This is a genomic window from Pseudomonas brassicacearum, from assembly GCF_003732265.1.
GTDB classification, from domain to species: domain Bacteria; phylum Pseudomonadota; class Gammaproteobacteria; order Pseudomonadales; family Pseudomonadaceae; genus Aquipseudomonas; species Aquipseudomonas brassicacearum_D.
Genome location: NZ_MOBK01000001.1, coordinates 391,760 through 404,575 on the forward strand (window position 1 = coordinate 391,760; position 12,816 = coordinate 404,575).

Sequence of the window (12,816 nt, forward strand, 5' to 3'; positions counted from 1 at the left end):
GTGAGTTGGCATTCTACTCGCTGTGCAGATTTGCATAAATCAACTCTGCGAGCTTTTTACTGATCCCGGGTGCTTTGGCGATCTCTTCGATGCTGGCACGAGACAGCTCCTGCAATCCACCAAAATGTTTCAATAAATCGCGACGCCGTGTCGGCCCGACGCCGGCGACGCCTTCGAGCGTGGACGTGCGACGGGTTTTGCCACGGCGAGCGCGGTGCCCGGTAATGGCGAAACGGTGAGCTTCGTCGCGTATTTGCTGAATCAAATGCAGCGCGGGGGAATCACCGCGCAAGGTGAATTCGTGGGCCGCGTCGTTGAGGTACAAGGTTTCGAAACCGGCCTTGCGCGTCGCCCCTTTGGCCACTCCCAACAGGATCAGATCCGGCACCGCCAGCTCATTGAGCACGTCACGGGCCATGGACAGCTGACCTTTGCCGCCGTCAACCAACAGAATATCCGGCAGCTTGCCCTCACCGTCCTTCAGCTTGCTGAAGCGGCGGGTCAGGGCCTGATGCATCGCGGCGTAGTCATCCCCCGCCGTCACGCCCTCGATGTTGTAGCGGCGATAATCGGATTTGATCGGGCCTTCCGGGCCAAACACCACGCACGACGCCACGGTGGCTTCGCCGCTGGAATGGCTGATGTCGTAGCACTCCAGACGCTGCGGTGGCTCGTCCAGGTTCAAGACTTCCGCCAGTGCATCGAAACGTGCCGCGACGTGCTGACGGTTCGCCAGGCGCGCGCTCAAGGCCTGCTCGGCGTTGGTGACCGCCAGTTGCTGCCAGCGTGCTCGCGTGCCACGCACCCGATGACTGATGGTCAGTTCACGCCCGCGCAAGGCTTCGATGGCCTCGATCAGCGTAGGGAAGTCTTCATGAACCACGTTGACGATCAGCTCACTCGGCAAGTCGCGCTCGGGACTGGTGATGAAGTATTGACCGAGAAAGGCGGCCATGACTTCGGAAACGTCTTCGTCGATACCGGTTTGCGGGAAGAAATTCTTGCTGCCCAATACCCGACCGCCGCGCACGCTGATCAAGTGAACGCAAGCACCGCCGGGATTGACGAAGGCGGCGATCACGTCGATATCGCCGGTGCCGCCTTCCATGCTTTGCTGGTCCTGGACTCGACGCAGCAAGGAAATCTGGTCGCGCAATTCGGCAGCACGTTCGAACTCAAGGTTGATCGCCGCCTCTTCCATGCCCGCGGACAACTCGTCCGTCAGCGCATTGCTGCGGCCCTCAAGGAACATCACCGAGTGGCGCACGTCTTCGGCATACACCTCGGGCTCGACCAAGCCCACACACGGCGCCTTGCAACGCTTGATCTGATATTGCAGGCAAGGTCGGGTGCGGTTCTTGTAATAGCTGTCTTCGCATTGACGAACAAAAAAGGTCTTCTGCAGAAGACTCAGGCTTTCGCGAATCGCCCCGGCGCTCGGGTACGGACCAAAATATTTTCCCTTGGCCTTCTTCGCACCGCGATGAATGCTCAAGCGCGGGAACTGGCCATCCGAGAGAAAGACGTAGGGGTACGATTTGTCATCGCGCAGCAGGATGTTGTAGGGCGGGCGCCATTCCTTGATCAGCGTCTGCTCAAGCAGCAGGGCTTCGGTCTCGTTGGCGGTGATGGTGGTTTCGACCTGAGCGATCCGCGCCACCAGCGCTGCGGTCTTGGGCGCCAGACCGGATTTGCGGAAATAGCTCGACAGGCGATTTTTCAGGTTCTTGGCTTTGCCGACATATAACAGACGCGCATCGCTGTCGAACATGCGATACACACCGGGACGCCCACTGACCGTCGATAGAAAGGCGCTTGGATCGAAGACTTCAGTCATTGTCAGAGGCTGGCATCGACCATGCCGTGACGAACCGCCAACAGCGTCAGCTCGACATCACTGCTGATCGAAAGCTTCTCGAAAATGCGGTAACGGTAAGTGTTGACCGTTTTGGGCGACAGGCAAAGCTTGTCGGAAATGATCTGGACCTTCTGGCAGCCGACAATCATCAACGCGATCTGGATCTCGCGCTCGGACAACGCATCGAAGGGCGAATCGTTGGTTGGCTGGAAAGACTTGATCGCCAGTTGCTGGGCAATCTGCGGGCTGATGTAGCGTTGACCGGCAAATACCAGGCGAATCGCCTGGACCATTTCCGGCAACCCAGCGCCCTTGGTCAGGTAACCGGCGGCGCCCGCCTGCAGCAACCGCGTCGGAAACGGATCTTCCTCACAGACGGTGACCGCGACGACTTTGATGTCCGGATGACTGCGCAACAGTTTGCGCGTGGCTTCAAGACCGCCGATACCGGGCATCTTGACGTCCATCAACACCACATCGGGTTTCAATTCACGCGCTTTCAGCAGGGATTCTTCCCCTGATTCAGCCTGGCCGACTACTTGCAGGCCATCGATGTCAGCCAGCATTCGTGTAATGCCTGTACGAACGAGATCATGGTCATCGACTACTAGCACCCTAATCAAGCAGACACCTCGCGAATTGGTCTTATTGGGTTGCCGGACACCTTAGCAAAAAGCAACTGGCAGACCTAGCGGCAAGCGTCATATAAAAAGTATCAATACATCTTGAAAGGCTTGTCGCCAGCGCGTTTCAGCGATGAAGCCTGTAGATATCACGCTGCATTCTCAGGAAACACTCATCCTGACCGACCACCTCCAGCCCTTTTCGTTCGTAAAGCTTTTTTGCCGGATTATTTTCAAAAACGGTAAGCCGTAACGCCGGGCGTCGTTCCTTGCACGCCAGCGCGAAGACCTGATCGATCACCCAACCACCTGCGCCCTGCCCCTGAAACGCTTCGAGCACATGCAGTTCGCGGATGTACAAGGCGTTCGCACCGCGACTCAGGCTGACAAAACCCAACACCACTTCATTGCGCACAATCATACGGTTCTCGCGCCCCGCCCAGGCGACATCAAACGCCTCATCCAGCCAAAGGTGATCGTGCTGAATGTAATAGCGCAGCATGTTGTCGCAGGTCAGTTTTCGGGCGAAGTCGAGGTCCGCGGATGACGCCAGACGCCATTCGAAACTCATTCAAGCCTCCGCAACGTCAACAACAGTGCCGCTCCAGCCAGCCGCCTCGCGGCGCGCCACCACCATTACGTTCCCCGTACCCCGCGCCGCAGCAATCAGCGAACCGTCCGACGCCCAGATGGCGCTGCGTCCTGCAGACTCCCAGCCTCCGGTCGCAGCGCCGTGGTTGGCCATCAGCACCGTCATTGAATGCGCGCTGGCGTAGCCTTGCAGCAGTGCGGTGTCCGGGGCATAGCCGTTTTCCGTGATCAGCACACCGGCCGCATAGAGGTCAGCGCCCTGCTCTGCGGCAGCGGCAGCATGACTGGCGTGAGAAAAATCCGCACACACCGCCAGTGCGACGGTATCGCCACCGACGGTCAACATCGAGCCACCTGTGCCCGGTGCAAACGCTACCTCCTCGCCGGGGTGCAGATGCTGTTTGCTGTAGACCCCGAGCGAACCATCGGCGCCCAACACCAACGCACCAATCAATACCGGCAAATCATCCGACAGCCGAATCGGCATGCCGACCACACTGGTGACGCCGACTTCCCGGGCAAAATCCCGCAACGGTTGCAATACTTCGGCATTCGGCGCGATGGCCAATTCGGCTGCAAGGCCACGCTCATAGCCGGTCAGCGACAACTCCGGAAAGACCAGCAACTGAACGCCCTGTTCCGCTGCTATCAGCATGAAACGCTGATGCAGCGCAATGTTGGTGGCGAGATCACCGGCGACCGAGATCGATTGAGCGGCGGCAATGGTCAATGGCGTCATGTTTCGTCCTTGTGACGTTGGAGGGTGGGCGAAACACAAAGTGTGTCATAAACCAGCGCGCACTCAAGCGATAGAAAACGCCGTCGGCGATCGATAGCAATTTCTGATTGAAACCGCGCACCGGCCTCTAGTAAGCTCGGCGCATCCATCGGAGACAGACCATGCTCAACGCCCTCTCACAGCTTCCAACTGCCAGCGCTCAGCGTTCGGTGGCGGCTGCGCGAGTGAATGACGTCTGTGCTTCGGTCAGCTTTTATTTTGGGTATTGGTTTAGCCACTGGCGCGCCTGATACCTACACGGCGCCCACTTTAAACGGGTCGCCGCCAGAGTTTTCCAAACCCCCGGTCGGCCTCCCGACCGGGGGTTTTGTTTTTTCAGCCCCGAACACTTTTGCGACACACCAGACACTTTGAGGATTCACGACATGAACTACGCCACTTATTACCGTTACGACAGTTTTACCGCCTGGCGATTTACCAGCCTCCGCTCGGGACAGCCTGCCGCCTCCGATCGGTCACCCACAGGTGGCAAGCACACACACGCAGCCAATCCGGCCAATTGTCGAACACCCCAGTAGGGCCGAGCACGCGGGAACGAACCCGCCGCCAGCCCAGGAAGCCATGCCATGAACTCGTCCGTCTCTGCTCTGCCGCTGTCCACCTTGAACCCTGCCAATGAAACGCTGACCCTGCGTCTGCCCAGCTCATTGCAACTCAAGCAGCAACTGCCCCTCAGCAACGCCCTGACTCGCCAGGTCGCCGCTCACCGCGACGCGGTCCGCGCGATCCTCAACGGTGAAGACTCCCGTTTGCTGGTGATCGTCGGTCCTTGCTCGATTCACGACCCGCAGTCTGCCCTCGAATACGCCGCTAACCTTGCCCGACTTGCCACCGACGTCAGCGATCAAATGCTGCTGGTGATGCGCGCCTACGTCGAAAAACCGCGCACCACGGTCGGCTGGAAAGGCCTGGCCTACGACCCGCATCTGGATGGCAGCGATGACATGGCCGGCGGTTTGACGCTGTCGCGCGAGCTGATGCGCGAAATGCTCCGCCTCGGCTTGCCGATTGCCACCGAGCTGCTGCAACCCATGGCCGCTGGCTACTTCGACGACCTGCTGAGCTGGGTGGCGATTGGTGCCCGTACCACCGAATCACAGATCCACCGGGAAATGGCCAGCGGCCTGAGTATGCCGGTCGGGTTCAAGAACGGCACTGATGGCGGTGTGACCGTGGCCAGTGACGCCATGCGTTCGGCCGCCCATCCGCATCGCCACTTCGGCGTCGATAGCCAAGGGCATCCGGCAATCATCCAGACGCCCGGCAATCCCGACACGCACCTGGTATTGCGCGGCGGACATCAGGGACCGAACTACGACCGCGACAGCGTCGGCCAGGTAAACCGCGATTTGACCCGACTGAAGATCCCGGCGCGGATCATGGTCGACTGCAGCCACGCCAACAGCGGCAAAGACCCGGCGCGGCAACCGGCGGTGTTCAATGACGTGCTTGAACAACGCCTGCAAGGTGATCGCTCGCTCATCGGGATGATGATCGAGAGTCATCTGTTCGAAGGTTGCCAGCCCTTGAATCCAACGTTGCGCTACGGCGTCTCGGTGACCGATGGCTGCCTAAGCTGGAACGGGACCGAGGAATTGTTGCGCCAGGCCGCCGACCGGCTTCGCGCGCAACGCGGGCAAATGCCAGTCGGCTAGCCGGACACTGAACCTGTGGCGAGGGAGCAAGCTCCCTCGCCACAAGATAACCTCAGTATTAGTCGAAGCTTTCCGTCCATGGAACGCGACATCATTGACAGGCAAAACCGTTTCTCGAGTAGGCCATCGCAGTCAAATGCGCTGTTACAGATCAAAAGATGTCGAAACATTCCGAACAAGACCTCAACCACTTTCGAACTTTCCTACATTTTCTATACCTTTTTCATCAGCTTACAGCGGATTCCTCATACATCGCCGAGCTGCCGGGGTGCTTTAGAGTGAGCCCATCTGCACACCTCTGAACGATCGCGAAAAAGGAATCAACATGCTACGGAACGCAACCACCCAGTACCCTATCCTGCTGGTCCACGGGCTCTTCGGCTTCGAACGTATCGGCACGACCGAATTCTTCCATGACGTCAAGCACTCCTTGCGAAGTGCGGGGGCCAGGGTGTTCATCCCGCACCTGTCGGCTACTCATAGCAACGAAGTACGTGGTGACCAGCTATTGGCACAGATCGAACGGGTGCTGGAAGGAACCGGCGCCAGCAAGGTCAACCTCATCGGCCACAGCCAGGGAGCATTGGCGGCACGCTATGCGGCGGCGACAGCGCCCCATGCGATTGCTTCGGTGACATCGGTCAGTGGCCCGAACCACGGCTCGGAACTGGCCGACTTCCTGCGCAAGGCGCTGACACCCGGTCGTCTTCCGGAACATGTCGCCGCGACGGTGGCGACCCTGTTCGCCGATTTTGTGTCGTTACTCAGCGGCAACCAGCACTTGCCACAGAATGCTGTCGCCGCGCTCAATGCCCTGACCACTGAAGGCGTAGGGGCTTTCAACGACAAGTATCCTCAAGGGTTGCCGAAGACCTGGGGCGGCAAGGGCCGCGATGTGGTGAACGGCGTGCGTTATTACTCCTGGAGCGGCACGTTTCAGGGAAACCTTCTCGATGAGGGCCTCAAAGCGCTCGATCCACTGCACGGATTCCTCCGTGCCTTCTCTCAATACTTCACCACGGAAGCGGAGCAGAATGACGGTTTAGTCGGCCGCTTCAGCTCCCACCTGGGGAAAGTCATCCGCTCCGACTATCCGCTGGATCACCTGAGCAGCCTCGGCCATACAGGCGGCCAGAATCGAAAAGCCATCGATCCCGTGGCGTTGTATGTGCAGCATGCCGAGCGTCTGAGAAACGCGGGCCTATAATCCGTCCGGAACTTTGACGAGAAATAGGTCACTGAATCCGGTAGGCTCCGCACTTTACTGAATATTGAAAGGAGAATTTTCCCATGGCTAAAGCCACTGCCCGTCACATCCTGGTTGCCTCGGAAGCCAAGTGCAACGAACTCAAGGCCCAGATCGAAGGCGGCGCTGATTTCGCCGAAGTCGCCAAAGCCAATTCCACCTGCCCGTCCAGCCGTCAAGGCGGCGACCTGGGTTCGTTCGGTCCTGGCCAGATGGTCAAGGAATTCGACACCGTGGTGTTCAGCGCTCCAATCAACGTCGTACAAGGCCCAGTGAAAACCCAGTTCGGTTATCACTTGCTGGAAGTGACCAGTCGTCAGGACTGATCGATCCGCCAGGCTTTACCCATAACGGCCCGCCTTTTGGTGGGCCGTTGTGTTTCGGATACGTTTTTAGACTGGCGAGGGATGCGCCGCTAGCGTACAAATTGTGCTTTTCGATCCTCCGGCTCTAAGGCTGACAATGCGACTGGCTTTCCCCACTTTATTGTTCACTGCCGTGGCGCTGCTATTGGGCGCCGCCGGTGTGAATGCCGCACCGCAACATGCGCTGACCGTGTATGGAGAAGCCGCGAAATATCCCGCCGGTTTCAGTCATTTTGCCTACACCAACCCGCAAGCCCCCAAGGGCGGCACGATGCGTCGCTCGGCGATTGAAATTGGCCACTTCGACCATATCCTGCCGTACATCGACAAGGGCATTGGTGTCACGCAAATCGACGGCTTGCTTTATTCGCCGCTGGCCCAGCGCTCGCTGGATGAGCCCTACACCGTGTACGGCCTCGTCGCACAAAAGATGGAGCGCCCGGACGACGGTCTGTTCCTGCGCTTCTATCTCAACCCCAAGGCACGCTTTGCCGACGGCACGCCGATCACCGCTGAAGACGTGCGCTACACCTACAACCTGCTGATGACCCAGGGCAGCCTGCGCTATCGCACCCAATTCGCGGACGTCAAAGGCGTTGAAGTCGAATCGCCTCTGGTCGTGCGGTTCGATTTCAAAAGCAACGAAAACCGCACCCTGCCCCTCGACATCGCGACGCTACCGGTGTTTCCCGAGCATTGGTGGAAGACCCGCGACTTCGCCAACGGCGGCGGGTACGAAGCGCCTTTGGGCAGTGGTCCTTATAAGGCAGGCAAAGTCGACTCCGGTCGCAGCATCACCTTCGAGCGCGACGCCAACTGGTGGGGCAAGGATCTGCCGGTCAGCCGCGGCCTCTACAACTTCGATCACTTCAGCATCGAGTACTTCGGCGACACCGACGTCGCCCGTCAGGTGCTGCGTGGCGGCGCCTATGACTACAACCGCGAATTCTCCGCCACCGGCTATTCCATCGGCTACGAGAGCCCCGCCCTGAGCGACGGTCGCCTGCAAAAGGCGCATCTGGCGCAAGACGCACCGCAACCGGCGCAAGGGTTTGTCTTCAACTTGCAGAACCCGATTTTCCAGGATCGCCGAGTGCGCCAGGCCTTGGCCATGCTCTGGGATTTCGAATGGAGCAACCGGCAGATGATGCGTGATATGTACATCCGCCAGCAGAGTTACTTTTCCAACACCGACCTGGCGGCGCAGCACCTGCCCGATGCGGCGGAACTGGCGATTCTTGAACCGTTGCGTGGACAGATCCCCGACGAGGTGTTCACCCAGGTCTTCGCAGCGCCGAAAACCGATGGCAGCGGCGTGATCCGCGACAAGCAGTTGCAAGCACTGGACCTGCTCGAACAAGCCGGCTGGAAACCCGATGGCGATCAACTGGTCAACGCCGAGGGCGAGCCGCTGAGCTTTACCTTCCTGGTCAGCCAGAACGGCATGGACCGATTGTTGCTGCCTTATAAGCGCACCCTGAAACAGATCGGCATCGACCTGAACATCCGCCGCATCGATTCGTCCCAGTACGTGAATCGCCTGATGAGCCGTGACTACGACATGATCGTTACCGGTTACCCGGTCACCACCTCCCCCGGCGGCGAACTGTTCAATTACTTCGGCTCGATCTCGGCCAACGACCCCGGCGCCAATAACTACATGGTGCTGAAGAATCCGGCGGTCGACACCTTGATCACCGGCGTGGTCCGCGCCACCTCCCAGCCGGAGATGCTGCGTTACGCCCACGCGCTCGACCGGGTGCTGCAATGGAACTACTACTGGATTCCCAACTATTACCCGCCGGGCACCTCGACGGTCTGGTGGAACCGCTTCGGTCGGCCCAACGAGCAGGCCAGCAATGACGAAGCCATCGAGAGCTGGTGGGAAATCAGCACCACGCCGCTGACCAACCAGCAAATGACGGCTGAGCAAATCAGCCGCGGCAGACCCGGAGGGCCACACTGATGTGGGCTTACATACTGCGGCGCTTGCTGCTGATCATCCCGACGCTGGTGATTATCCTGTTGGTCAACTTCGTCATCGTCCAGGCCGCACCGGGCGGTCCGGTGGAACAGGCGATTGCGCACCTGCAAGGCATCGGCGGTGCGGCTATCGGGGGCGGGTCCGGTGAAACCATGCACGGCACCTCGCGCGCCAGCCGGGGCCTGGACCCGCAACTGATCAAGGACATCGAAAAACAATACGGCTTCGACAAGCCCGCCCATGAGCGCCTGTGGCTGATGCTCACCAGTTACGCCCGGCTCGATTTCGGCAAGAGTTTCTTCCGTGGCGCCACCGTCACTGACCTGATCCTCGAAAAAATGCCGGTGACTATTTCCCTCGGGCTGTGGGCGACCCTGATCACTTACCTGGTGTCGATCCCCCTGGGTATCCGCAAAGCCGTGCACCACGGCAGCCATTTCGACATCTGGAGCAGCACCGCGATCATCATTGGCTACGCCATGCCGGCGTTTCTGTTCGCGATGTTCCTGATCGTGGTCTTTGCCGGCGGCACCTCGTTGAACTGGTTCCCGGTGCGCGGGCTGGTCTCTGACAACTTCGACTCGCTGTCCACCGTGGGCAAAATCGCCGACTACTTCTGGCACCTGGTGCTCCCGGTGACGTCGCTGGTAATTGGCGGTTTCGCCACCCTGACCATCCTCACCAAAAACTCGTTCCTCAATGAAATCACCCGCCAATACGTGATCACCGCCCGCGCCAAAGGCATGAGCGAACGCCGGGTGCTGTACGGGCACGTGTTCCGCAATGCGATGTTGCTGGTGGTGTCGGGCATACCGCAGGCGTTCATCAGCGTGTTTTTCGCCGGTTCCTTGCTGATCGAAGTGATTTTCTCCCTCGATGGCCTCGGCCGCATGAGCTATGAAGCCGCCGTCTCGCGCGACTATCCGGTGGTGTTTGGCTCGCTGTTTATCTTCACGCTGTTCGGCCTGCTGATAAAACTCGTCGGCGACCTCTGCTACACCCTGGTTGATCCGCGCATCGACTTCGCTGCGAGGAATGCCTGATGTTCAAGCTCTCGCCGTTGGGCCGTCGCCGTTTTGAACGCTTCAAGAAAAACCGCCGGGGCTGGTGGTCGCTGTGGTTGTTCATCGGTCTGTTTGCGCTGACCCTGGGTGGCGAGTTGATCGCCAACGACAAGCCACTGGTGGTCAGCTATCAGGACCAGTTGTATTTCCCGGTGTTCAAACGCTACACCGAGCAGGCGTTCGGCGGGCAACTGCCGTTCCAGGCGGACTACCGCAGCGACTATGTGCAGAAGCTGATCAAAAAGGACGGCGGCTGGATGCTGTTCCCGCCCATCCCGTTCAGTGACGACACGCCCAACTATGACCTCAACAAACCGGCACCGAGCCCGCCCTCGAACGTGAACTGGCTGGGCACCGACGATCAGGCCCGGGATGTATTGGCCCGGGTGATTTTCGGTGCGCGCGTGTCAATCCTGTTTGCGTTGATGCTGACCTTTGTCAGCGCCCTGATCGGCATTGCCGCCGGCGCCCTTCAAGGCTATTACGGCGGCTGGGTCGACCTGATCGGCCAGCGCTTGCTGGAAGTCTGGTCCGGGCTGCCGGTGCTGTACCTGCTGATCATCCTGTCCGGTTTTGTCGAACCGAATTTCTGGTGGTTGCTGGGGATGATGGCGCTGTTTACCTGGCTGGCGCTGGTCGACGTGGTGCGCGCCGAGTTCCTGCGCGGGCGCAACCTGGAGTACGTCAAAGCCGCCCGGGCGCTGGGCCTGTCGGATAGCAAAGTGATCGTGCGGCACATTCTGCCCAACGCGATGAACGCGACCCTGAGTTACCTGCCGTTCATTCTGACCGGGGCGATCACCACTCTGACGGCACTGGACTTCCTCGGTTTCGGCATGCCGGCCGGCAGCGCATCCCTCGGCGAGCTGATCGGTCAGGGCAAGCAGAACCTGCAAGCGCCATGGCTGGGATTGACGGCGTTTTTCACCCTGGCGCTGATCCTTTCTTTACTGGTGTTTATCGGCGAGGCATTACGTGATGCCTTCGATCCGAGATCCTGACGCGGACGGTTGATATGAGTACCCCCCTGATCGAAATCCGTGACCTCAGCGTCGCCTTCAGCGGCGAAATCGTGGTGCGCAACCTGTGCCTGGACATCCGCCCCGGCGAATGCCTGGCGCTGGTCGGCGAGTCGGGCTCCGGTAAATCGGTGACGGCGCATTCGATCCTGCAATTGCTGCCCGAAACCGGTACCGCATCCACCGGCAGCATTCGCTATCGCGGCAAGGAGTTGCTCGGCGCCCCGGCCAATGTGCTGCGTGAATTGCGCGGCAACCGGATCGCGATGATTTTTCAGGAGCCAATGACCTCGCTCAATCCGCTGCACAGTATTGAAAAACAGATCGGCGAAACCCTGCTGCTGCACAAAGGCCTGACCGGCAAAGCGGCGCAAGCACGGATTCTTGAGTTGTTGCACCTGGTCGGTATCCAGAAGCCCAAGGAGCGGCTCAAGGCGTATCCGCATCAGCTCTCCGGTGGCCAACGTCAACGGGTGATGATCGCAATGGCCCTGGCCTGCGAGCCTGAGTTGCTGATCGCCGACGAACCGACCACCGCGCTGGACGTCACGGTACAGCGCAAGATTCTGATCCTGCTCAAATCCCTGCAACAACGGCTCGGCATGTCGCTGCTGCTGATCAGCCACGACCTCAATCTGGTGCGCAGCATTGCCCAGCGCGTGTGCGTGATGAAGGCCGGGGAAATCGTCGAGCAAGCCACCTGCGAAACGATCTTCACCGAGCCGAAGCACCCTTATAGCCGCTTGCTGTTGAACGCCGAACCGGAGGGCGAAGCCCTGCCCCGCGATGAACGCGAAAACGTGCTCGAGGTAGATAACCTGCGCGTGCAGTTTGCCCTCAGTGGCGGCTTGTTCCAGCGCAAGACCTACCTCAATGCGGTGGACGGGATCAGCCTCAACATTCAGCGCGGCAAGACACTGGGCATCGTCGGCGAGTCCGGCTCGGGCAAGTCGACGCTCGGTCAGGCGATCCTGCGTTTGCTCGACTCCCAAGGCAGCATCCGCTTTCAGGGTGCGGCGCTGGATGGCCTGACGCAAAAGCAGTTGCGGCCGTGGCGCAAGAAAATGCAGGTGGTGTTCCAGGACCCTTATGGCAGCCTCAGCCCGCGCATGTCGGTGGCACAGATCATCAGCGAAGGCCTTGAGGTGCACAGCCAGTTGACCGATGAACAGTGCAAGGCCGAAGTGATTCGGGCGCTTGAAGAAGTCGGCCTCGACCCGCAAAGCCGTCATCGCTACCCACATGAGTTTTCCGGTGGCCAACGTCAACGCATCGCCATCGCCCGGGCGCTGGTGCTGAAACCGGCGCTGATCCTGCTGGACGAGCCAACCTCGGCACTGGACCGTACCGTACAAAAGCAGGTGGTCGCCCTGCTCCGCCAGCTTCAGGAAAAACACGGCCTGACGTATTTGTTTATCAGCCATGACCTGGCAGTGGTGCGCGCCCTGGCCCATGACATGATCGTGATCAAGGACGGCAAAGTGGTGGAAAGCGGTGCCAGCCATGAAGTGTTTGAATCACCGCAGCATCCGTACACCAAAGAGCTGTTGGCGGCGGCGCATGCACGGTAGTCGCAAGACCGAGTCGCGGCCTTCGCGAGCAAGCCCGCTCC

11 protein-coding genes are annotated in these 12,816 nt (G+C 59.7%); 7 read left to right on the forward strand and 4 right to left on the reverse strand.

Going from position 1 to position 12,816, the window contains the following annotated elements:
- Window positions 1-13 precede the first annotated feature (13 nt).
- The 4 genes from uvrC to BK660_RS01920 form a co-directional block, all read right to left on the reverse strand.
- Window positions 14-1,837 carry an excinuclease ABC subunit UvrC gene (gene uvrC, locus BK660_RS01905; protein ID WP_123431823.1) on the reverse strand — a complete coding sequence of 608 codons (1,824 nt, stop codon included), beginning with the start codon at window positions 1,835-1,837 and terminating at the stop codon, window positions 14-16.
- A gap of 2 nt (window positions 1,838-1,839) precedes the next feature.
- Complete coding sequence (gene gacA / locus BK660_RS01910) at window positions 1,840-2,481, reverse strand: response regulator transcription factor GacA (RefSeq protein ID WP_008015884.1); 642 nt, start codon at window positions 2,479-2,481, stop codon at window positions 1,840-1,842.
- 127 nt (window positions 2,482-2,608) lie between these two features.
- Entirely contained in the window at window positions 2,609-3,052 is a 444-nt protein-coding gene (locus BK660_RS01915; protein ID WP_123431824.1) for a GNAT family N-acetyltransferase, read from the reverse strand.
- Window positions 3,053-3,811 carry a carbon-nitrogen hydrolase family protein gene (locus BK660_RS01920; RefSeq protein WP_123431825.1) on the reverse strand — a complete coding sequence of 253 codons (759 nt, stop codon included), beginning with the start codon at window positions 3,809-3,811 and terminating at the stop codon, window positions 3,053-3,055. It abuts the gene before it with no gap.
- A 626-nt stretch (window positions 3,812-4,437) separates the two neighbouring features.
- Between BK660_RS01920 and BK660_RS01925 the strand changes: the two genes are divergently transcribed.
- From BK660_RS01925 to BK660_RS01955, 7 genes are all read left to right on the forward strand, one after another.
- On the forward strand, window positions 4,438-5,526 hold the full coding sequence (locus BK660_RS01925; RefSeq protein ID WP_123431826.1) for a 3-deoxy-7-phosphoheptulonate synthase: 1,089 nt from the start codon (window positions 4,438-4,440) through the stop codon (window positions 5,524-5,526).
- A gap of 325 nt (window positions 5,527-5,851) precedes the next feature.
- A complete protein-coding gene (locus tag BK660_RS01930; protein WP_123431827.1) occupies window positions 5,852-6,733 on the forward strand; it encodes a lipase family alpha/beta hydrolase in 882 nt (293 codons plus the stop codon).
- An 83-nt stretch (window positions 6,734-6,816) separates the two neighbouring features.
- The gene (locus BK660_RS01935) at window positions 6,817-7,098 is read left to right on the forward strand and encodes a peptidylprolyl isomerase (protein WP_008150918.1); all 282 of its coding nucleotides are present in this window, start codon (window positions 6,817-6,819) and stop codon (window positions 7,096-7,098) included.
- 136 nt (window positions 7,099-7,234) lie between these two features.
- Window positions 7,235-9,103 carry an extracellular solute-binding protein gene (locus BK660_RS01940; protein ID WP_123431828.1) on the forward strand — a complete coding sequence of 623 codons (1,869 nt, stop codon included), beginning with the start codon at window positions 7,235-7,237 and terminating at the stop codon, window positions 9,101-9,103.
- Window positions 9,103-10,164 carry a microcin C ABC transporter permease YejB gene (locus BK660_RS01945; protein ID WP_123431829.1) on the forward strand — a complete coding sequence of 354 codons (1,062 nt, stop codon included), beginning with the start codon at window positions 9,103-9,105 and terminating at the stop codon, window positions 10,162-10,164. The genes BK660_RS01940 and BK660_RS01945 overlap by 1 nt, the downstream gene beginning before the upstream one ends.
- Window positions 10,164-11,186 (forward strand): ABC transporter permease, encoded by a 1,023-nt coding sequence (locus BK660_RS01950; RefSeq protein WP_123431830.1) that lies wholly within the window; start codon window positions 10,164-10,166, stop codon window positions 11,184-11,186. Before BK660_RS01945 ends, BK660_RS01950 begins: the two co-directional genes overlap by 1 nt.
- A 14-nt stretch (window positions 11,187-11,200) precedes the next feature.
- Window positions 11,201-12,775 carry an ABC transporter ATP-binding protein gene (locus BK660_RS01955; RefSeq protein ID WP_123431831.1) on the forward strand — a complete coding sequence of 525 codons (1,575 nt, stop codon included), beginning with the start codon at window positions 11,201-11,203 and terminating at the stop codon, window positions 12,773-12,775.
- Window positions 12,776-12,816: the final 41 nt, after the last annotated feature.

Coding starts and splice junctions, on each gene's coding strand:
- uvrC (WP_123431823.1), bottom strand. CDS start 1,837: ATGACTGAAGTCTTCGATCCAAGCGCCTTTCTATCGACGGTCAGTGGG.
- BK660_RS01930 (WP_123431827.1), top strand. CDS start 5,852: ATGCTACGGAACGCAACCACCCAGTACCCTATCCTGCTGGTCCACGGG.
- BK660_RS01940 (WP_123431828.1), top strand. CDS start 7,235: ATGCGACTGGCTTTCCCCACTTTATTGTTCACTGCCGTGGCGCTGCTA.
- BK660_RS01920 (WP_123431825.1), bottom strand. CDS start 3,811: ATGACGCCATTGACCATTGCCGCCGCTCAATCGATCTCGGTCGCCGGT.
- BK660_RS01950 (WP_123431830.1), top strand. CDS start 10,164: ATGTTCAAGCTCTCGCCGTTGGGCCGTCGCCGTTTTGAACGCTTCAAG.
- BK660_RS01935 (WP_008150918.1), top strand. CDS start 6,817: ATGGCTAAAGCCACTGCCCGTCACATCCTGGTTGCCTCGGAAGCCAAG.
- BK660_RS01945 (WP_123431829.1), top strand. CDS start 9,103: ATGTGGGCTTACATACTGCGGCGCTTGCTGCTGATCATCCCGACGCTG.
- BK660_RS01925 (WP_123431826.1), top strand. CDS start 4,438: ATGAACTCGTCCGTCTCTGCTCTGCCGCTGTCCACCTTGAACCCTGCC.
- BK660_RS01915 (WP_123431824.1), bottom strand. CDS start 3,052: ATGAGTTTCGAATGGCGTCTGGCGTCATCCGCGGACCTCGACTTCGCC.
- BK660_RS01955 (WP_123431831.1), top strand. CDS start 11,201: ATGAGTACCCCCCTGATCGAAATCCGTGACCTCAGCGTCGCCTTCAGC.